The following is a 21,461-nucleotide window of genomic DNA, read 5'->3' on the forward strand; positions in this document are numbered from 1 at the left end:
CATAGGCCGGAAAGCACGCTCCGCCTCTGTCGGGAAGCCAAACGCGAACCCTGCCGGTCAGATCAGTAACGAATAGCGGGTGTGCCGCCGTTCCCCTGTCCGTTTCAGCGCCCCAATCTCCACCAGGTCGCGAAGATCGCGGGTCGCGGTCGCCCGCGACGTGCCGGTGATCGAGATGTAGTTCTCGGCGCTGAGGCCGCCCTTGAAGCCTTCGGGGCCTTCGCGGAACATCCGCGCCACCACCTTCGCCTGACGTTCGTTCAGGCGCCCCCGGTGCAGGTCGTAGAACTTGGCCTTGGCGATGAAGAACGCAACGCGATCCAGTGTTGCCTGCTGGGCATCAAGGACCGTTTGCCCGAACCATACCAGCCAGTCAGTGACATCAAGGGTCCTCTGGTGCGTTTCAAGCTTGTCGTAATAGGTCTTGCGGTCACGTTCGATCGTGTAGGCCAGCGCAATCAGGCTGGGCTGGCCGATGTTCTGGGCCAGGGACTTTTCCGCAAGCGCCCGCCCGATGCGGCCATTGCCATCTTCGAAAGGATGGACGCTTTCGAACCACAAGTGGCCAAGCGCAGCACGCGTCAACGCTGGCAGGGGCGCAGGCCCGTTGGGGACAGTGCGGTTGAACCAGTCGATGAATACGCGCATTTCTGTCGGCACCTGCGCAGAGGGCGGGGCTTCGAAATGGACCGTTTGCCGATCGATACGGCCGGAAACGATCTGCATCGCCTCGTCATGCCGGCGGTAGGCGCCGATCGTCTCCAGCCCGCGGTCGTGCGACAAAAGCATGCCATGCCAGCGGCAAAGGGTCTGGCCCGAGAGGGGATCCGCAAATCCGGAATAGACGTCGGCCATCATCTCTGCGATGCCCTGTTCACGAGGCCGCGCGGGCGCATTGTCGGCTGCCAGTCCGAAGTGGCGCCGCAACGAGGATTGGACGCTTGATCGATCCAGAACTTCGCCCTCGATGGCACTTGTGCGCATCGCTTCCTCGCTCAGAAGGTCGATGCGCAGGCGGTTGCGGTCCTCCCCTGTCACATGGCGGACCGCGCCCAGTATTTCGCCCGAAGACATCAGGAATCGCTGTTCAAAAGGCGCTATCGCGGCGCTGTCATAGCGGAAGTTCGGCCAGCCGGCTTGTGTCCAGTTCCAAGGCATGAGTTATAGACGTCCTTTCTATAACTCAGATACCTCGAAATAATGATTTATGGAAGCTGGTCCAATCGCTCATCCGCAGTTCTGGACCGCCCTCGCAACATATGGACGTCGGCATCAGATCCTCGGCAAAACCAGTCTAACAGAGTTCCTACGCCTGCCGCGTCGCATCGACGAGATCACGATCATGTTTGGCATGCCGCATCACAAGCATCCGCGATTTGCGACCCGCAGCCAGAACGCGGGCGGGCACAGGGTGGAAATTCACATCTTTCAATTCCGGAAACAGCGCAAAGATCTCTTCGCGTGCAGCAGCCCCGACTGCCTTCAGCGCGACGCCGCCGGTGAACATCGTTTCCGTCTCGGCCCCGTTCGAGATGACAACCTGATGGTCGTCGCACAGAAAGTGGAAGTATTCGACCTTTGCCAGGTCGCTGGCAAGCTCGATCCCTTCCAGCCCCACAAGGTGTTTGGCCGCAAGCAGGACCTCTGGTGAGTTGAACATCCGCGCGGCGATCTTCGAACGGACAAGCACGCGATGCTGTTGCGAGACGATCAGATCTTGCACAGGAAGCCCGCCCCCCAAAGCACCCGCGCGGATGCGGACAGGAACCAGCCCCGGTGCCCGCATCATCCGGTCCTGGTCCACCGTTACGCTGCCGCACCACCGAATGGTCTGCAGGCCATTGCCGCGTGTCACAACCTCATCTCCGGCGCGAAGACGCTCCACGGGTACCGGTCCGCGTTTGGTTTCGATCAGTGTGCCGCGGCCGAAGCAGACGACCTGATCAAACGTTTGATCGTCAGACAGGACCACCGGGTCCGTGTCGGTCTCGGTCAGGAATACAGAAGCCCCATTCGCCACCGCTTGCACGGTAGGGCCGAGGCCCAGCGGCAATGCATCGGCCAGCTCGCTCAGCGGAACGTTCACGGGTTCAAGGGGGTCACCAAGCACTGTTCCCGTTACTGCCACATCCACATTGGCGTCATCCACCGGGGCTTCGGTGATGAAGTATACGTTGCCATCGCTGTCCTGATACAAATGGCCGGACAAATCCCCCACCGTGACCGCCAGTTCGGCACCGCTAAGGTTCAGGTTGAAATCGGCCGTCCCGAAGGTGGCTCCGCCAATGAAGGTGCCGGCTGGCGCAACCGGCGTGCCGGTCGAGGTTACGGGCTGCAGCGTATCGCCCGGCGCGACAGTTGCCGCGCCGTCCGTGGAAACGTCATAAAGATCGAATTGCACGGACTCTGTGGCCGTGAACAGGTTGAGCAGGTTCAGGTTCGTGCTGAGAGCAGGGTTCCCGGACGTGTCAATGCTGATCACACTGGATGGAAGCTGGGTTACGAACGGCATGATGAATATTCCTTGAGGATGACAACTCTGCGTCACGAATGGAAGAACGTTACCGCCTTATGGGCGCTGAGTCACTTTGATATCAACCACAGGTTGCATAATGCCGTTGCCAACCTCATCCACGCCTCTGTTCAACTCCGGTAGAAATTCATCATATTACCGGGCAGTGACGAAAGAAAATTCCAATGAATATTCTATGACATAGCCTATAGGATCGTTCCTTGCATCTAGGCGGTTCTTCACCATTCTGGTTTACAGGAGAACCCATAGGTTCTATCTACCCAACCGAAGGTTGTTTAGTCGCAAGATTATCTGGTAAAACTGTCCCCGTATTTACTTCGTGAACAAAGACTTGCGTCTACTCAACCATAAGCGTCATGCAAATATGGAAGAGCTGCGCATGGAAAGCACATCCCACCTGAACATCATCAACCTTCAGGTCATGGCGGAAGACCAGATTGCCATCGACCAGGCAAACGGAACCTACGAAGCCAATCTGCGGGCCGACAGCAAGTACTATCTGTGGCAAAGCGATTTCCAGACGATCCCCGTGGACATGGGCGACAACCCCGAGCTTTATGCGGAGCGGTTGCGCGATGCTCTGCCGGAGGTGACAACGCTGCGGCTTCCGTTCAACGTGAACAGCTTCAACGCCGATGGAAGCCTGCACCCCCAATATGAACGTTTCCTTGAGGCGGCCGCCAAGGAAGGGTTCAACTTCATCATGGTGCAGATGAACGGCCCTGCCCAAACCACGACCGCCAGCGGCCCCGGCGCATTGGCAGAGATGCGGGAGGCACTGACCGGCGAAATATATGACTCGATGGAGCAGGGCTGGAACCTGATGCTGGACTGGATGGATGCCCATCCAGCCGTCAGCGACGCCGTTTACGCGCATGAGATCGTGAACGAGCCGGCAGCTTACAACACGGCCACCTTCTATGCGAATCGGCGTGCCGAAGGCTTGCAGGAATTCGTTCCGCTTTACGCCCAGCACATGGTCCAGCTGGGGCAGATGATCGAAGAACGGTCGGGCGATGCCAAGATCATGGTCGGGGGCTGGAACTATTCAGCGCAGTTCCAGACGATGGACGATGTGATGATGGGGAACGGCAGCGCGCTGGATTACATCCGCGCGGGCCTTGGCGACAGCCTTGTGTGGTCGGCCCACCTGTATCCGGGCTGGCTTGGCACGACGGGACTGTCCGATCCCGACGATGTTCGCGCGGTGCTTGACCAGATCTACGCCCCGATCATGGAGGATGCCCTTATCCTCACCGAAACCAATGCGCAGGGCAACCAAGCCTATAACCTGAAATCCGACCGGCCGGAGGTGCAGGGTTTCACGCTGGCCTATGACTGGTTCGCGGATAACGGCGTGGCCATAAGCTGGTTCACCGGCAGCCAGTATGGCGAATCCAACCTTTCGCGGATTGATCCCGACGGCACGCTGCGGTTTGTCCAGCAAGCCAGCTATGGTGCTGCCATGGATGCCTTCACCCTTGGCGGTGAAGATGCAGCGCATTCGGGGGATGAGCTGGTGGAAATCCAGCTGATTCAAGGACGGCTGCGCAACCAGACCAATGATCCCGATTATGACGCCAGCAATGAATTCGATATCGCGCAATTTCTGGGGCTTGGCGTCGGTCATGGCGGCGATGACACGCTGGGTGGCAGCGCGATGGCCAACAACTTCCTTTATGGCGGAAGCGGAAATGACAGGGTGCGGGGCAACCTGCGAGACGACTTCCTTTACGGGCAGGACGGGAATGACACCGTCAATGGCGGCTCCAGTGGCCATGACCACCTGTTCGGCGGTCGCGGGGCCGACAGTATCATCGGCGGCGCCGGCATAAGCCAGATGTATGGCGGCGCCGGAGGGGACATCTTCGTGGCCCACCCGCGCGGCACGACGATCCTTGTCGACTTTTCCCCCTCGGAGGGAGATCTCCTGATCGTCAACGAAGCCGGATACACGGCTGCCGATCTTCGCGCCCAGGCACATTCAGTGGATTGGGATCAGCGGGGCCCGCGGGATCTTCACGTGGCCCTTCCCGGTGGGGGGGAGATCATCATCATCGGCATGGGGGATCGCCTGGACGAGGTGGCGAATTCCCTTCTTCCGGCAGAAGGCAACGCCGATCCCGTCGAACCCGTATCCGACGATGAGGTTCTGCAAGGCCGTCCGGGTACGGACATCCTTTACGGGGGCGCTGGCAACGACACCATCTATGGCGATCCCGTGGGCGGCGTTGGCGATGATCAACTTTTTGGAGGTGCCGGAAACGACATCATCTATGGGGGCGGGGCAGCTGACCGGCTGGAAGGCGGCGACAACAATGACGAGCTGTATGGCGGCGATGGCAACGACCTGCTTTACGGCGGCATGCACAACGACCTGCTGGAGGGCGGCGGAGGCAGTGACCGGCTTTATGGCGATAACGGGTCCGACATCCTGAACGGCGGCGTCGGCACGGACAAGCTTTATGGCGGGGGTGGTGGCGACAAGCTTGACGGCGGCGGTTCCAACGACCTGCTTTCGGGTGATGGCGGTAACGATTCCCTTTCCGGCGGGGCGGGCTTTGATACGCTTTATGGCGGGAACGGAAACGACGTCCTTTACGGGAACGAAGGCAATGATACGCTGTATGGTGACAGTCACAACGACACGCTTTATGGCGGCGGAAACACGGACAACTTGTATGGCGGTGCCGGCAATGACGTCCTGAACGGCGATATCGGCCAAGACAACCTTTACGGGGATAATGGTGACGACTTCCTTTACGGGGGGGACATGGCCGACAGGTTGTATGGCGGGGTCGGGAATGATCGCCTGTTTGGTGGTGCCGGAACCGACATCCTTTCCGGTGGATCGGGAGTCGATATCGCCGAAGGGGGCGGTGCCGCCGATACGTTCATCTTCAGCCTCGGGGATAACAGCCTGCGCATCACGGACTTCAACGCGCGACAAGGCGATGTGTTGCAAGTTGACTCCGCACTTGTGGGCGGTTCGACCTCGCTTGAAGCGGTTCAGTCGCGTGCCACCGTCACATCGACGGGCACCGTTATCACCTTCGAAAGCGGTGACACCGTCGTGATCGACAACTTCCGCGGCACACTGTCCGACGCTGTCCTTGATATCATCTGAACGAGGGTACCGTGATTGGCACCTGACAGGGCCTGCGGGTTTGCCAAACATGGCGAACCCGCAGACCTGATCACGTAGCGGGAAACCATGGCGGCAGCATGTCGCAGGGCCGGAGGTATCGGCTCTGCATCACGGACCGAAGGCACCGGTTCCGGCACGAAGGATTGACGTTCGTCCTGTGCAAAGCGCATCTTCGACGCCCCTCCGCTTCAAGCCGAAGAAACTGAGCAGCTGCAACTTCAAGCGGTCCCGTTCTTGGGGATAGGCACCATCCTGCTTGGCATTTCGGGTGGAGCTATGCAAACCTCAGGGAAGATCTCGAAACTTGCTGGATGGTAGGCCGGGAGACAGCCGCCGGTGAATGCAATCCGGATGATCGGCAAGACGACACACGCGAACTTTCTTCAGGAAGACTTCTATGCTTGGCGCGCGCGACCTAACATTCTTCTTCGTCATCGACCCACCTGCACTGCTTCTTGATAGCATCATCCTCGTGTGCACGGCGCGGGCCCACTTCCCTGAGACGCCGCTGCTTGCCTATTGCCCCGAAACGAAGCGGCATCTGGTTCCTGATTATATCATTGAGCTTTATGAGCATCTGAGCGTGGACATCCGGTTCATGCCGCCGGGTGACTTCGCGCCCCACTACAAGCATGGCAACAAGATCGTGGCGGCGTGCCAGCCGCGCACGTCGGAACATTCGGTTTTTCTGGACACCGATATCGCAATCGCCCGCACGTTCGACGTGAACGAGATCGCCCGCGCGGGAACCATCAGCGTTGTCACCGAGGGGCGTTTCACGTGGGGGAAGGACATCAGCTGGTGGGAAAAGGCTTACGCACATTTCGGCATGCCGCTGCCGGCTGAACGCGTCCTGCTAAGCCGCACCAAGCGCGAAAGCTTGCCCTACTTCAATGCAGGCATGATCAGCTTCCCAACCAAGTCATCATTCGCCGATGCCTGGATGGAAACCGCCCTTTCCCTTGATGCCGATGAAGAGATCCCTCAACGCCGTCCGTGGCTGGATCAGATCGCATTGCCCATCGCGATAAAACGCGCCGGCTTGGACATGCAGTCCCTGGACCAGATATACAATCTGTCCCTTACGCGGAACCTGAAGAAGCCGGAAGAAGTGGTTCAAGAGGTTGCGAAATTCGACGGTTGCGATGGCGCAATCCTGCACTTCCATCAGCCTAAATACCTGTATGGAACCAGATATGAGCGATCTGTGGATAGCTGCATCGCGAGATATACCATGTATGACAGCGTCAGCTCGCTTATGCATGAAGATCACAAGAGACAAGACAGGGCCGGATACGTCTGGACCACCATGAAGGCACTCAAGGCGAAGCAGAGATCGCCCGAAGAAGACGAACTTCTCAAAGCGATCAGGCTGGAGAAAGACAGCATCAAGGCGTTGAGGGCAGCCTCGAAAGTGGAAATCCTGGAGCAGCCCAAGTCAATCCTGAAGACAAGCGGTGCCGTTAAGGTTGCGATCGACTGAGTTCGCGTCGCAGCCACGCCAACATGTTGGCAGTTGGCGTGGCGCTGTGTGTCAGGCCGGACCGGCACCTTGTGTTGCCGTATGGACCGCATAAAGCGACTGGCTCGCCGTCATGAACAGTTGGTTGCGCTTCGGGCCTCCGAAACACAGGTTGCCGCACACCTCTGGCAGGCGGATGCGGCCAAGCAGCTTACCCTCGGGCGACCAGCAGGTCACGCCGTTATACCCCACGTTTCGCCCGGCATTGGATGAGGACCAGACATTGCCATAAACGTCGACGGCCAAGCCGTCCGGCCCGCACTTCACCCCGTCAACGACGCAGTCGGTGAAGATGCGCCCGTTCGTTGCCTTGCCATCGGCAACGTCGAACACGAAGATCACGCCCTCGCCGCCGGGGCCCTGATCGCCCGGCCCCTTTCCGGTCGATGCGATGTAAAGCCGGTCCTCGTTCGGGGAGAAGGCAAGCCCGTTGGGATCGGGGACAGTCCCCTCGTCGACAACCTGCGTGACAACACCATCGGCATCCACGCGATAGGTGGCGGTGGGCAATTCGCGCTGCAAGGTGCCGATCTCGGGCGGTTGGCCAAGCCGGTTGTTGATCAGCCCGTCAGGATTGGTTGGCCCGCCGGGCGCGCCCACGGCCCCTTCGTAAAGCTGGCCGCCATAGGGCGGATCGGTGAACCAGTAGCTGCCATCGGTATGGGCCACGACATCGTTCGGAGAGTTGAGGGGTTTTCCCTCGAAGGCATCCGCGATGATCGTCACCGAACCATCAAGTTCATACCGGACAACGCGGCGGGTCAGATGCTCGCAGGAAAGCTGGCGCCCCTGATGATCGAAGCTGTTCCCGTTGGAATTGTTGGAAGGCAGCCGGAACGTGCTGACATGCCCGTCCTCGCTAAGATAGCGAAGCTGACGGTTGTTCGGAATGTCCGACCATACAAGGTACTTGCCCACCCCGTTCCACGCCGGCCCTTCCGCCCAAAGAGCGCCCGTCCAAAGCCGCTGGATAGGTGCATTGGGCTGTGCAAGGGCATCGAATGCCGGATCGACGGTGATGACGTCAGGGTCAGAGAAGTAAACGTTGGGCGCGCCTTCGGGCCCGAAATCGCGCGGCGGGTTGGTGATCGTCGAAGGTGGCTCTGCCCGGGCGGCCGTGGTCGATTCCTGCGCATTGGCCGCGCTGAAGGCCAGCCCTGCGGTACCCGCACTGATCGCCCCGATTGCCTCCCGCCGGGACAGTCCGTGCATGAAACGTCTTGTCATGGTTTCCTCCCTTGCGCCGGCTTGGCGCCAGCCAAGCCTACATGGTTGAAAATCGACCTGTCCAAGATTCGCATGCGCCGGATGATGCGGTATTCCCCGAACGGCGGCTTGCTTTTCCTGACAGGCACCGGCGATCTGGTGCTGGCGGCCGGGCTGGTTTACGCAGGGGTATGAAAATTCACGGGCCAGTTCTTTTCCTTGATGATGCGACTCCGGACGGGCTGCATCTTGCCGCGTTGTTCATTGCGCCGAAGGGCCAGCGGCCCCCTCCGGTGGAAACGGCTGCCCGGTCCAGTCCGGCGGTTGCAATTGCCGAATATGACACGATGACGGTCTACCGCGCCCGTTTCCTGCTTGGGAACGAAGGCGAATACCGCTGGAACGGCACCACCTTTGCTGTCCAGACCGGCACGTCCGACCAGATGCGCATCGCCTATGTTTCCTGCAACGGCGAAGAGATCGGCGATCTGCATCGTGAAGGGTCCGAACGTAACGCGATGTGGGCGCGCTTGTGCAGGGATCACGCAGCACAACCTTTTTCGATCCTGCTGCACGGCGGCGATCAAGTTTATGCGGACGAAGCGACGGATGGTCATGCCCTGACCGCAGATTGGCCGGGCATGCCGGCGGAGACGCCTTCACCCGAAGCGCTGGCCGACCTGCGGCATCATCTGCGAGAGCGATTTTTGCAACGCTATGTCGCCCTCTACGCTTCGCCGGAATTCGCATGGGCCGTGGCGCGCATCCCGTCCCTGATGCAGTGGGACGATCACGACATCTGCGATGGGTGGGGCTCTCTTCAGCGCGAGGCGACGGATTCAGCCATTGGACAGGCGCTTTTCGCTGCGGCGCGGGAGGCTTTTCTGGTGTTTCAGGCCGCCGCCGCCGAGGGCGATCTGCCCCCGCGTTTTGCCGATCCGGCGGGCGGGCATCTTGGGTGGAGCATCCGCATTCCGAAGCTGCGCCTGCTGGCGCCGGATCTGCGATCCGAACGCACCCGGCGTCGCATCATGGGGCGGGGCGGTTGGGCTTTTCTTGACGGGCAGGAAGAACCCGGACCGGATGAACGCTGCGTTGTGATGTCAAGCGTGCCCCTGCTTGGGCCGCGCCTTTCGCTTCTGGAAACGCTGATGATACTGGTTCCGCAGATGCAGCGGTTCGAGGATGACCTGCGCGACCAGTGGCAAAGCCACGCACATCGGGACGAATGGCAGCGAATGCTGCGCCTCATGGTTCGGCTGGGGGGCAACGGGCGCAATGTGGTTGCGCTGTCGGGCGAGATTCACTTGGCCACCCGGGCAGAGATGGGCATGGACGGCGGCGTGCTGCTGCACCAACTGGTTGCGTCGGGCATTTCGCACCGTCCACCGCCGAAGGCTTGGGCCCGCTTCCTTGGGCTTCTCTCAAGCATTGGTGATGCGCCACTTCCCGGCCGCCCGATCCGGATGCAGCGCATTCCGGGCCAGAAGGGGCGCTATGTGGCAGAACGCAACTACCTGACCCTGTGCAGGGAAGGGGATACGTGGCGGGCGCAGTGGGAGTTCGAGAACAGCGGCACATCACCCGCGCTTGACCTTTGACGGCATGTAAAGCACACGCCTGCGAGGCCGGCGCTTGTTTCAAAGATCATAGAATTGCGTGGCCGAGCCGCCAAATACCTTTGCATGATCCCCCGGCGCCACGATCTGTTGCGCCACCGCCAGCCACCTTTCATAGTTGCCCGCAAGGTTCAGCACCGGCCAGTCGCTGCCCCACATCACGCGGTTCGCCCCGAACGCGCCGATGACGTGATCGGCCACGGGGCGCAAAGAATCGGCGGACCAGTCGCGGCCGCATTCATTCGCAAGGCCCGAGAGCTTGCAGAAGATCTGTGGATGCACGGCAAGGGACGCGATCCCGCTCCTCCACGCGTCGGTGATCGGGAAAACTGGCTTGGCGCAATGGTCCACCACGATCGGCAGGGCTGGGATCAGGCGCGCCAGCCGGTCGATGACGGGAAGGTGGCGCGGGGTGATCAGCGCATCCATCCGCAGGCCGCGCGCCGCCACCTTGCGCAAGCCTTCGATGACCCGCTCTCGCAACACCCAGGCTGTATCGGCAATGTCCTGCAACATCGGGCGGATGCCCCGCAGGGCCGGATGGCCGATCCGTTGCAGTTGCGCATCCACGTCGCCCTCCAGATCGATCCAGCCAACAACGCCGCGCACCAGCGGAGTGCGGTCGGCAATCTCTAGCAGGAACAGCGTCTCCTCCACGGTTGGCGCGGCCTGCACCAGAACAGTGCCGTCGATCCCGCCCTTTTCGGCCAGCGGGTGCAGGTCGGCGGGCAGGTGGTCACGCCGGATCGCTGCAACGCTGTCATCCATCCAGCCGTAGTCGCCCCGCGAGATACGCCAGAAGTGCTGATGTGCATCTATCATCGCTTGCCACACTGGATGTTCCAAATAATAATGAACCGTATGAAGAAGGGGTTCGGGATGTCAATCATCAGGCGAAACCGTATCGGGCAGACGGATGTGACGGTTACCGAAATTTCGTTCGGCGGGGCGAGCATCGGGAACCTGTATCGCGAGGCCTCGGATGCGGCGGCAGAGGACGTACTGGAGACGGCCTGGAGGGCTGGCATCCGTTACTTCGACACCGCCCCGCATTACGGGCGCGGGCTGTCGGAACAGCGGCTTGGGCGCTTCCTGAAGGGGCGGGACGGTTTCACACTTTCCACCAAGGTAGGGCGGGTCCTTTCGCCCGCACGGGCCCCGATTGCCGAGGCGGATCACTATATCAACCCGTTGCAGAACGATGTCCGCTACGACTATTCCGGCGACGGGATCGAGGAGAGCTTCGAGCAGAGCCTTGACCGGCTGGGCGTCAGCCATGTCGATATTCTTTACGTTCATGATCTGGGCGCCGTCACCCACGGTGCCAACCACGCGGCACATCTGGAGGCGTTTCTTGGCTCCGGCCATGACCGCCTGATGCGGCTGAAGCGGGCGGGGCGGATCGGCGCGTTCGGGCTGGGCGTCAACGAATGCGGGATTTGCCTGCAGGTGATGGACCACGCGCCGCTGGACGTGATCCTTCTGGCGGGCAGGCTGACCCTGCTGGACCGGTCGGCCGAGGCGGAACTGGTGCCGCGCTGCCGCAAGGCGGGGACAAGCCTTGTGCTTGGGGGCATCTTCAATTCCGGCATCCTTGCAACGGGGCCGGTGGCGGGGGCAACCTATGACTACGCCCCGGCGCCGCAGGATGTGCTGGACCGCGTTGCCGCCTTGCAGGCCGCGGCGGGAGCGGTCCCGCTGGCCACTGCCGCGCTTCGCTTCGCGCATCAGCATCCTGCAGCGGCATCGGTCCTGCTTGGCACGGCGGATGCCGGCATGTTGCGGCGCAATCTTGCCGCCCTGTCAGCCGAGGGCGTGATGCCGCAAGGATGACAGCAGCGTCGACTTGGAGGTTCGCAGGTGCTGGCGCGCCGCCTCGCAGGCGCGGGGGGCGTCGCGGGCCTCCAATGCGTCGATCACGGCCAGATGTTCGTTGATGGCGGCAAGGTTCCGGTCCATCTCGTGCGTTTTGTCCCACATGTAATGATAGTGGAATATCAACGATATGACCTTCTGCGATTCCGCCATGAAGCGGTTGCGGACGACGGAGTTGATCGCCTCGTGGAACGCTTCGTCCAGCTTGGAAAATTCATGGAAATCGGTGGCGATACGGTCGGCCAGCGCCAGATGCGCCGCCCGCAGCTCGGCCAGCCGCTGCCAGACCGGATGATCCACCGGCGCCTCTGCCACCTTGGCAATGGCGTCAAGCTCCAGGATCAGGCGGAAATCCGAAAGCTCGATCGCGAAATCCTTGGTAAAGCCGCGCAGTATCCAGCCGCCGCGGGGCCGGCGTGCAACAAGCCCGAACCGGCTGAGGCTGGCAAGAAACTCCTTCAGGTCGTGCGGGGCCACATCGAAGGTGCGGGCAAGTTCCGCAACCGAAAGTGGCGTATCGGCGGGCACGTCGAAGCGCAGCACCCAGTCCAGAAACCGCTTTTCCAACTGGTCCCGCCCGCCGGACGTGTCGGGCAGGGCGATCCGGTCGGCGGTGAGGGGCGCGCGCAGAAGATGCTTGGCGCGCCCGTCCCATGCAACGATGCCAAGATCGGCCATCCTTGTCAGGCAGCGGCGCACGACGGTGCGGCTGACGCCAGCAGCCTCGCTCAGCGTGGCCTCGGCAGGAAGTTCGGCACCTGCAGGCATCGTGGCGCAGAAATCCAGCAAGTGGTTGAACGCTTCGCGAAAGCGGGTGTCGCTGCGTGCCATGATCTTCCCCTGCCTGACCTTCCGTCCAGAATTATTAAACACCATTGACAGGTGCAAGCCACCTGCTCAATGTATTTAATAATTTGATTCAGTCGGTCTGGGGGGAGCGGTGTCGGATGCAAGGATCTCGTGGGATGATCGGCGGGGGCGCAGGTTCGTGATCGGCCGCGACCAGATGCACCGCGCTTCGGCGCTGCTGACGCTGATGCTGCTGATCCTTGGCTTCGCGATGGCCAGCCCGGCCTTCTTTTCGGTGAACAACGGGCTGACGATCCTGCTGCAAACTTCCGTCATCGGGCTTCTGGGGATCGGGCTGACGCTGGTGATCATCACAGGCGGCATTGACCTGTCGGTGGGTTCGGTCCTTGCGCTTTCTGGCGTCGTGTCGGCGATGAGCGTGAAGGCAGGCCTGCCCGTGATGCCCGCGATGTGCGTGGGCATCATCGCGGGGGCGGCCTGCGGTGCGTTCAACGGGGTGGTGATCACCCGGCTGCGCATCCCGCCTTTCGTGGCCACGCTGGGCATGATGCTGATCGCGCGTGGCGTGGCGCTGCAACTGACTGGCGCGGCCCCCATTTCGCAGCTGGGCGAGGGGTTCGGCTGGCTGGGCAACGGCGCCCTCTTCCGCATGGTGGAGATGCAGCCGAACGGCTTTCCGCGTGTCATCTTTCCCGGCGTTCCCTATCCTGCGATCCTGCTGCTGGTCGTTGCCATCGCAGCGACCTACCTGCTGCGCCGCCGCAGGATCGGGCGGCACCTTTACGCCACGGGATCGAACGAGGAAGCGGCCCGCCTGTCCGGCGTTAAGGTCGATTGGACCAAGATGTATGCCTATACGATGTCGGGTGCGCTGGCGGGGCTGGCCGGCAACGTGCTGATGTCGCGCCTTGTGACGGCCCAGCCAAGCGAGGGCGTGATGTACGAACTCGACGCCATCGCGGCGGCGGTGATCGGGGGGGCTTCCTTGTCCGGGGGGGTGGGCACCATCTCGGGCACGATGATCGGGGCGTTCATCATCGGCATCCTGCGCAATGGGCTGAACATGGCCGGCGTGTCGGCCTTCATCCAGCAGATCGTCATCGGCCTTGTCGTCATCGGCGCCGTCTGGATCGACCAGGTTCGCAACCGGCGCTGAACATAACAAAGGGGAGGATTACCATGAAACATCTGAAGACGCTTCTGGCCGTCTCGGCCATCGCGCTGACCGCGGGAGCCGCCCATGCGGGGGAAATCGCGGTCATCGTGAAGACCACGAACTCCAACTTCTGGCAGAACGTGAACAAGGGCGCGCAGGCCGCGATCGACGGTCAGTCGGAACACACGCTCAGCTTCGACGGGCCGGCATCGGAAAGCGCCGTCGCCGATCAGGTCAGCCTTGTGGAAAACGCGATCAACCGCGGCGTCGCGGGCATCGTGCTGGCCCCCTCCGATCCGGAGGCGCTGATCCCCGTGGTCCGCCGCGCGTTTGAAAGCGCGATCCCGGTTGTCATCATCGACAGTGCGTTGGGCGAAGGCGGCAAGGGCAGCTATCAGGCGTTTCTGTCCACCGACAATTGCGCTGCGGGCGAACAGGTCGCAAAGCGCATGATCGACGAGGCTGGCACCACCGGCAAGGTCGGCATCATGTCCTATGTCGCGGGTGTGGGATCGGAAATCGGGCGCGTCGGCTGCTTCACAGAATATCTGACCGCCAATTCGGATCTGGAGGTGGTGGGCCCGCTTTATTCGCAAAGCCAGATGGCGAATGCGCTGAACCAGACGACCGACATGCTGGCCTCGAACCCCGATCTGGTGGGCATCTTCGGGGCGAATGAACCCACCGCCGTGGGCATGGGCCGCGCGATCATGCAGGCTGGCAAGGCGGGGCAGCTTGTCGCGCTTGGCTTTGATGGCAACGCCGATCTGCAGCAGTTCGTGCGCGACGGCGTGCTGACGGCGACGGCAGTGCAAGGGTCCTTTGCGATGGGCGAACAGGGCGTCCAAACCGTGATGGACATCCTGAACGGCGAAACGGTGGAAAGCTTCATCAACACCGGCGTCGTGATGGTGGACCAGTCCAACGTGGATTCCGCCGAAGCGCAGAACGTTCTTTACTGATCCCCGCGAACAGGAGCCCGCCATGTCGCAACAGCCGCTGGTCGAGATGATCGACATCGAAAAGCACTTCGGCGGGATCCGCGCGGTGGAGCATGTCTCCATCGACCTTTATCCGGGCGAGGTGGTGGGCCTTCTGGGCCATAACGGCGCGGGCAAATCCTGTCTGATGCGCATCCTGGCCGGTGCGATGATCCCCAGCAGCGGGGAGATCCGCGTCGGTGGCACCCCCGTTCGCTTCGGCACCCCCATCGATGCCCGCGACCACGGGATCGAGACGATCTATCAGACGCTGGCACTGGCCGATCATCTGGACGCGCCCGCCAACCTGTTTCTGGGGCGGGAGCTGCGGACCCGCTTCGGCAATCTTGACGAGGCCCGCATGCTGCGCGCCGCGCGCGAGGTGCTGGCGCGTCTGAACCCCAACTTCCGCAACCTGCGCGATCCGGTGTCCAGCCTGTCGGGCGGGCAGCGGCAGGTCATCGCCATCGCGCGGGCGATCTATTTCGACACGAAGGTGCTGATCATGGACGAACCGACGGCGGCGCTTGGTCCGTCGGAAACGGCGATGGTCGCGGACCTGATCCGCAAGCTGCGCGCAGACGGGATCGGCATCTTCCTTGTCAGCCATGACATGCATGACGTGTTTGAACTGTGCGACCGCGTGATCGTGATGAACAAGGGGCGCATCGTCGGCGCCCATCGCATCGACGAGGTGACGAAGGACGACGTGCTGAGCCTGATCGTGAAGGGCGAACTTCCCGCCGACTGGTCCGCCCGCAACCTGGAGGCGGCGCAATGAAGGCCGGCATCTGCGTCGAACCCGGCCGGTTCGAGGTTCAGTCCCGCCCGCAGCCGGAGGTTCCCGAGGGGTGGGTGCTGGTGGACATCGCCGCCATCGGCATCTGCGGCACCGATTACCACATCTTCGAAGGCAAGCACCCGTTCCTCGAATACCCGCGCGTGATCGGACACGAACTTTCCGGGCACATCGCCAGCGGGCCGGATGCAGGACGGCTGGTGGTGGTGAACCCCTACCTTTCCTGCGGCACCTGCCGCGCCTGCCGCTGCGGCAAGCCCAACTGCTGCAGCAATATCGCAGTGCTGGGTGTGCATCGCGACGGCGGCATGTGTGCGCAGATCGCGGTTCCGGCGGGCAATCTTTATCCCGCCGACGGGCTGACGCCGCAACAGGCCGCGATGGTGGAGTTTCTGGCGATCGGCGCGCACGCCGTCGCACGTTCGGGAGTGGGGGCGGGCGATCTGGTGCTGGTCACGGGGGCGGGGCCGATCGGGCTTGGCACGGCGCTGTTCGCACGGCTTGCTGGGGCAAAGGTGCATCTGATGGACATCAGCGCCAAGCGCCTTTCGCTTGCGCAAACCTTGAGCGGCTTTGATCACCTGCACCAGCCGGGCGACAGCATCCTGACAGGCGATCTGTCCGAAGGGTTTGACGCCGTGTTCGACGCAACCGGCAACGCCGCCGCGATCGAGGCGGGGTTCCCGCTGGTGGCCCATGGCGGCAGCACGGTTCTGGTCAGCGTGGTGAAAGGCGATATCCGGTTTTCCGACGCGGAATTCCACAAGCGCGAAACCCGCATCATCGGCAGCCGTAACGCCCTTCGCGCCGATTTCGACCGTGTTATCGCCGCGATGCGCGACGGCGCGATCCCGACCGAGGCGTTGGTTTCGGCCACCGTGCCGCTGGCCGATCTGCCGGAACGTTTCCCGTCGCTGGTCCATGACCGCGACGGCATCGTCAAGATACTGGTGACCCCGTGAAAGACATCGCGACAACCGCCCTTCGCCTGCACGACCGTGACAATATCATGGTCGCGCTGCAACCGTTGCTTCCCGGCGCCCTGCTGACCCATGACGTCGTGGCGGCAGAGGTCATTCCCGCCGGCCACAAGGTCGCCATCCGCCCCATCGCGGAAGGGGAGGCGGTCTTGAAATACGGCCAGGTCATCGGCACGGCAACGCAGTTCATCGCCGCAGGGGCACATGTGCATGTGCAGAACCTTGGCATGGGGGCGCACCGGCAGGATTACGGCTTCGGCACCGCCGCCGTTCCGCTGCCGCCCATCGATGCGCAAGCCACGTTCCGTGGGTTCCACCGCTCCTCGGGGCGGGTCGGGACACGCAACTATGTCGGCATCCTGACCTCGGTGAACTGCGCGGGATCGGTCGCCCGCTTCATCGCCGAGGAGGCGGAGCGGCAGGGCTGGCTGCAAGACTTCCCGAACGTGGACGGCATCGTGCCCATCGTGCACGGCACGGGCTGCGGGATGTCCGGCAAGGGCGAGGGATACGAGACGCTGTTCCGCACCATCGCAGGTTATGGCCACAACCCGAATTTCGGCACGATCCTGATGGTGGGCCTGGGATGCGAGGTGATGCAGATCCCCGACCTGATCGACCGGCAGGTGCTGAAGGACAGCGCCCGCTTCCGTTATATGACCATCCAGCAGACGGGCGGCACGCGCGCCACGGTGGACAAGGGCGTCGCCATCCTGCGCGAACTTGCTGCCGAGGCAAATCATGCCGTCCGGCAGGAAGCGCCCGCATCGAAGCTGGTGCTGGGGATGCAATGCGGCGGGTCAGACGGATATTCGGGGATCACCGCAAACCCCGCGCTTGGCCACGCCTCGGACCTTCTGGTGCGGCATGGCGGCATTTCGATCCTGTCGGAAACGTCAGAGATCTATGGCGCCGAACACCTGCTGACCCGCCGCGCCACCGACACCGCCACGGGCCGCAAGCTGATCGACCTGATCGAGTGGTGGGAAGATTACACCGCCCGCAACTTCGGAGAGATGGACAACAACCCCTCCCCCGGCAACAAGCGCGGCGGGCTGACGACGATCTTGGAGAAAAGCCTCGGGGCAGTGGCGAAGGGCGGGGCCGCACCGCTTTCCGGCGTCTACAAATATGCCGAACCCATTGATGCGCCCGGCTTCGTCTTCATGGACAGCCCGGGTTACGATCCATGTTCTGTCACCGGGCAGGTGGCCTCGGGCGCGAACCTGATCGCCTTCACCACCGGGCGGGGCAGCGTGTCGGGATATCGCCCCGTGCCGTGCATCAAGCTGGCCTCCAACCCCGAACTGTGGCGGCGGATGGAACCGGACATGGATGTGGATTGCGGAGAGATCCTTTCCGGTGTCACCCTGGAAGCGAAGGGCCGCGAGATATTCGAGTTGATGCTGAGCGTGGCTTCCGGCGAGGAAACGAAAAGCGAGGCGCAGGGCTTTGGCGCGGTGGAGTTCGTGCCGTGGCAGATCGGCGCCGTGATGTAAGCGGGAGGGGACGGAATGGATCTGAAGGGGCAGCGGGTACTGATCACGGCGGCCGCGCAGGGCATCGGGCGGGCCAGCGCAGAGGCGTTCATCCGCGCGGGGGCAGAGGTGATCGCGACCGACATCAACGAGGCAGGGCTGGACGGCCTGAACTGCCATACCGCACGTCTGGACGTGCTTGACGATGCGGCGGTGGCGGCCTTCTGTGCCGATCTGCCGGTGGATGTGCTGTTCAACTGCGCCGGCGTCGTGCACGGCGGCACCATCCTGGAGGTGACGGAGGCCGATCTCGATTTCGCGTTCAACCTGAACCTGCGGGCGATGGTGCGGACGATCCGTGCCGTGCTGCCGGGGATGATGGAACGACGGCACGGCGCCATCATCAACATGTCTTCGGTCGCGTCGGCGGTGAAGGGGGTGCCGAACCGTTTCGCCTATTCCGCAAGCAAGGCCGCCGTGCTGGGCTTGACGAAATCCGTCGCGGCGGATTTCGTAGGGCACAACATCCGCTGCAACGCGATCTGTCCGGGAACTGTGCAATCGCCTTCACTGGACCAGCGGCTGGCAGCGACAGGGGATTACGAAGCGGCACGCGCGGCGTTTGTGGCGCGGCAGCCCATGGGCCGGATCGCCGATGCGGAGGAGATCGCCGACCTCGCCGTTTATCTGGCCGGCGCAACCTATACCACCGGACAGGCCGTCAGCATCGACGGCGGCTGGACCATCTGACGTAAGGGAGACGACATGAAATTTCTTCGCCATGGTGCCGCGGGCGCCGAAAAGCCGGGCCTGCTGCACAAAGATGGCAGCATCCGCGATCTGTCGCAGCATCTGCAAGACCTGTCCGGTCCGGCGCTGCACCCCGACGCGCTGGCACGCCTTGCCGCACTGGATGCGGACGCTCTGCCGGTGGTCGATGCCGCCACGCGCCTTGGCCCTCCGGTTGCCGGCACAGGGAAGTTCATTTGCATCGGCCTCAACTATGCCGACCACGCCGCCGAAAGCGGCATGGACGTTCCGCCGGAGCCTGTGATCTTCATGAAGGCGACCAGCGCCATCTGCGGCCCGAACGATCCGATCGTGATTCCCCGCACCTCCACCAAGACGGATTGGGAAGTGGAACTGGCCGTCATCATCGGCAAGCCCGTCAAATACGTCTCCGAGGCTGATGCGATGTCCCATGTCGCAGGCTTTGCCGTCACCAATGACGTGTCCGAACGCGCCTTCCAGACAGAACGCGCGGGCCAGTGGACCAAGGGCAAGTCCTGCGACAATTTTGGCCAGATTGGCCCGTGGCTGGTAACACCGGACGAGATTGCCGATCCGCAGGATCTTGGCATGTGGCTGACCGTGAACGGAGAGAGGATGCAAAACGGATCGACCCGCACCATGGTCTATCAGGTGCCGTTCATCATCCACTACCTCAGCCAGTTCATGACCCTTCATCCGGGGGACGTGATTTCCACCGGAACGCCGCCCGGGGTGGGCATGGGCATGAAGCCGCCGCGCTATCTTCGTGCAGGGGACGTGGTGGAGCTGGGGATCGACGGGCTGGGCCAGCAGCGCCAGCAGGTCGTGGCCGACGCGTAAAGCGCCGCCGCCACGTCCCGCGGGACTGGCGGCGGCTTCCGGCTTGCCTCGCCGATGGCCAGCTTTCAATGAAGCGCGATATGCGGGGTGCGCTTCCGGCATCTGAAGCGGAAGCTAACCAGACTTACACAACTATGCACCATAGTTGACAGATATGAACATCGAGTCTCTACTGATCCTACGGACCAGGATCCGTTATTATACAGGGGAGCCTCGCATGATACTTCGTACCTGTCTTGCCGCCTCGACCGCCATCGCCCTTACCGCCGGAAGTCCGCTTTTCGCGCAGGAGGTGGTGAACGTCGCCATCATCGGCGACCCTGATACGTTCGATCCGATGGTTTCCACCAAGGATATCGTCAGCATCGTGACGCAGCATGTCATCGAAACGCTGTACACGTTCGATGAAGAATGGTCGGTGGTGCCCCTGCTGGCGGCCGACATGCCTGCGATCAGCGATGATGGAAAAACCTATACCATTCCGCTGCGCGAAGGCGTTACGTTCCATGACGGATCTGCCATGGACAGCGCCGATGTGGCGGCATCGGTGCAGCGATGGGCCAAAGTTGCCAGCCGTGGCATGGCCATCGCCGACAAGATCGCCAGCATCGAGGCGACCGGCCCTGCGGAAGTCACGATCACGCTGAACGAATCCTACGCGCCGCTGCTGTCGCTGCTGGCCTTCTCCAACTCTGCCGCCGCGATCTATCCCGAGGAGATCCTTGCCGATCAGATCGAGAAGCCTGTCGGCACCGGCCCCTACAAGGTGGAATCGCGGGTGCCGGACCAATATACGCAACTGGTCCGCTTCGACGGCTATACCCAGCCCGGCGATGCGGCGGGGGAACGCGCCCAGACCCCGGACGAAATCCGCTTCGTTCCCGTGCCCGATCCCAACACGCGGGTGGAGGGGTTGCTGTCCGGCCAGTTCGATTATGCCGACAGCCTGCCGACCGAGGCTTATGACCGTATCGCTGCCTCTGACGTGGCCGAGCCCGTGCTGCTGGAACCCTTCGGCTGGCCGATCTTCGCACTGAACCACAAGGAAGGGCTGGCGACGGATCTGAACATCCGCCGCGCCATTCAGGCGGCGCTGCCGGTTGACGACATGCTGTTCGCTGCCTTCGGGGACGAGAAGTTCTTCCAGACCGACGGCGCTTTCTATCCCGAAGGTTGGGCGTGGTACACCGATGCCGGAACCGACCTTTACAACATCAACGATCAGGCCAAGGCTGCCGAATACCTTGAGGAAGCCGGTTACGACGGCTCGCCGCTCCGCATCCTGACTTCGCGCCAATACGAATTCCACTACAAGATGGCCGAGGTGGCTGCCATGGCGCTGGAGATGGCAGGCTTCACCGTGCAGATGGACGTGGTGGACTGGGCGACGCTGGCGCAGAACCGCGACAACCCGGCCGTATGGGACATCTATATCACCCATTCGCCTTTCCTGCCGGAACCGGCGCTGACCTCGATCTTCTTCTCCTCGTCCCGCGAAGGCTGGGACAATGCCGAAAAGAACGAGATACTGGCGCGCTTCACCAGCGAGACCGATCCCCAGGCCCGTAAGGAGGTTTTCGCCGAACTTCAGGCCAAGGCGTACGAGGACGTGGGGCTCCTGAAGATCGGCAACTTCAACGCGCTGCACGGCAAGGCAAAGGCCCTGGACAGCGTTTCGCCCTCGCCATGGCCCGCGTTCTGGAACGCGTCGAAGGCCGATTGATCCGGACGGGCCAGCAATCCG

At 62.3% G+C, this 21,461-nt stretch carries 17 protein-coding genes; 12 read left to right on the top strand and 5 right to left on the bottom strand.

The genetic code is table 11. The features are described from left to right. Positions 1–57: 57 nt before the first annotated feature. Positions 58–1,158, bottom strand: coding sequence for a Fic family protein (locus tag JX25_RS13315; RefSeq protein ID WP_128255585.1), 1,101 nt, complete (start codon positions 1,156–1,158; stop codon positions 58–60). 148 nt (positions 1,159–1,306) lie between these two features. Beyond that, positions 1,307–2,512 (bottom strand): Hint domain-containing protein, encoded by a 1,206-nt coding sequence (locus tag JX25_RS13320; RefSeq protein ID WP_128255586.1) that lies wholly within the window; start codon positions 2,510–2,512, stop codon positions 1,307–1,309. Positions 2,513–2,912: 400 nt separating this feature from the next. On the opposite strand from JX25_RS13320, the gene JX25_RS13325 reads away from it, so the two are divergent. Beyond that, positions 2,913–5,660: a calcium-binding protein gene (locus JX25_RS13325; RefSeq protein WP_164876163.1), complete on the top strand. Its 2,748-nt coding sequence runs from the start codon at positions 2,913–2,915 to the stop codon at positions 5,658–5,660. A 418-nt stretch (positions 5,661–6,078) separates the two neighbouring features. Continuing rightward, positions 6,079–7,164 (top strand): hypothetical protein, encoded by a 1,086-nt coding sequence (locus JX25_RS13330; protein ID WP_128255588.1) that lies wholly within the window; start codon positions 6,079–6,081, stop codon positions 7,162–7,164. A gap of 51 nt (positions 7,165–7,215) precedes the next feature. Here the strand turns inward: JX25_RS13330 and JX25_RS13335 are convergent, their stop codons facing one another. Continuing rightward, positions 7,216–8,430, bottom strand: a complete 1,215-nt coding sequence (locus JX25_RS13335) for an SMP-30/gluconolactonase/LRE family protein (protein ID WP_128255589.1) — start codon at positions 8,428–8,430, stop codon at positions 7,216–7,218. A gap of 170 nt (positions 8,431–8,600) precedes the next feature. Between JX25_RS13335 and JX25_RS13340 the strand changes: the two genes are divergently transcribed. Beyond that, entirely contained in the window at positions 8,601–10,010 is a 1,410-nt protein-coding gene (locus JX25_RS13340) for an alkaline phosphatase D family protein (RefSeq protein ID WP_128255590.1), read from the top strand. Between the two features lie 39 nt (positions 10,011–10,049). Here JX25_RS13340 and JX25_RS13345 read toward each other — a convergent pair whose 3' ends face one another. Next, complete coding sequence (locus JX25_RS13345; RefSeq protein WP_128255591.1) at positions 10,050–10,850, bottom strand: amidohydrolase family protein; 801 nt, start codon at positions 10,848–10,850, stop codon at positions 10,050–10,052. A gap of 57 nt (positions 10,851–10,907) precedes the next feature. Here JX25_RS13345 and JX25_RS13350 point away from each other — a divergent pair, with 57 nt between their 5' ends. After that, positions 10,908–11,861 carry an aldo/keto reductase gene (locus JX25_RS13350; protein ID WP_241557971.1) on the top strand — a complete coding sequence of 318 codons (954 nt, stop codon included), beginning with the start codon at positions 10,908–10,910 and terminating at the stop codon, positions 11,859–11,861. Here JX25_RS13350 and JX25_RS13355 read toward each other — a convergent pair. After that, a complete protein-coding gene (locus tag JX25_RS13355; protein ID WP_128255592.1) occupies positions 11,832–12,734 on the bottom strand; it encodes a GntR family transcriptional regulator in 903 nt (300 codons plus the stop codon). The genes JX25_RS13350 and JX25_RS13355 overlap by 30 nt on opposite strands. A 109-nt stretch (positions 12,735–12,843) precedes the next feature. Here JX25_RS13355 and JX25_RS13360 point away from each other — a divergent pair, with 109 nt between their 5' ends. From JX25_RS13360 to JX25_RS13395, 8 genes are all read left to right on the top strand, one after another. After that, positions 12,844–13,869 (top strand): ABC transporter permease, encoded by a 1,026-nt coding sequence (locus JX25_RS13360; RefSeq protein WP_241557972.1) that lies wholly within the window; start codon positions 12,844–12,846, stop codon positions 13,867–13,869. 23 nt (positions 13,870–13,892) lie between these two features. Next, the gene (locus tag JX25_RS13365; RefSeq protein WP_128255593.1) at positions 13,893–14,831 is read left to right on the top strand and encodes an ABC transporter substrate-binding protein; all 939 of its coding nucleotides are present in this window, start codon (positions 13,893–13,895) and stop codon (positions 14,829–14,831) included. Positions 14,832–14,853: 22 nt separating this feature from the next. Continuing rightward, positions 14,854–15,630 carry an ATP-binding cassette domain-containing protein gene (locus JX25_RS13370; protein ID WP_128255594.1) on the top strand — a complete coding sequence of 259 codons (777 nt, stop codon included), beginning with the start codon at positions 14,854–14,856 and terminating at the stop codon, positions 15,628–15,630. Next, on the top strand, positions 15,627–16,610 hold the full coding sequence (locus JX25_RS13375; RefSeq protein WP_128255595.1) for a zinc-binding alcohol dehydrogenase family protein: 984 nt from the start codon (positions 15,627–15,629) through the stop codon (positions 16,608–16,610). Before JX25_RS13370 ends, JX25_RS13375 begins: the two co-directional genes overlap by 4 nt. A gap of 47 nt (positions 16,611–16,657) precedes the next feature. After that, positions 16,658–18,127, top strand: coding sequence for a UxaA family hydrolase (locus JX25_RS13380; RefSeq protein WP_128255638.1), 1,470 nt, complete (start codon positions 16,658–16,660; stop codon positions 18,125–18,127). 15 nt (positions 18,128–18,142) lie between these two features. Continuing rightward, positions 18,143–18,856: an SDR family oxidoreductase gene (locus tag JX25_RS13385; protein WP_128255596.1), complete on the top strand. Its 714-nt coding sequence runs from the start codon at positions 18,143–18,145 to the stop codon at positions 18,854–18,856. A 15-nt stretch (positions 18,857–18,871) separates the two neighbouring features. Further along, positions 18,872–19,717 carry a fumarylacetoacetate hydrolase family protein gene (locus tag JX25_RS13390; protein WP_128255597.1) on the top strand — a complete coding sequence of 282 codons (846 nt, stop codon included), beginning with the start codon at positions 18,872–18,874 and terminating at the stop codon, positions 19,715–19,717. A 217-nt stretch (positions 19,718–19,934) separates the two neighbouring features. Next, complete coding sequence (locus JX25_RS13395) at positions 19,935–21,440, top strand: ABC transporter substrate-binding protein (RefSeq protein ID WP_128255598.1); 1,506 nt, start codon at positions 19,935–19,937, stop codon at positions 21,438–21,440. Positions 21,441–21,461 lie beyond the last annotated feature (21 nt).

Origin of the sequence: Falsirhodobacter deserti (genome assembly GCF_004015795.1) — a bacterium.
GTDB lineage: Bacteria > Pseudomonadota > Alphaproteobacteria > Rhodobacterales > Rhodobacteraceae > Falsirhodobacter > Falsirhodobacter deserti.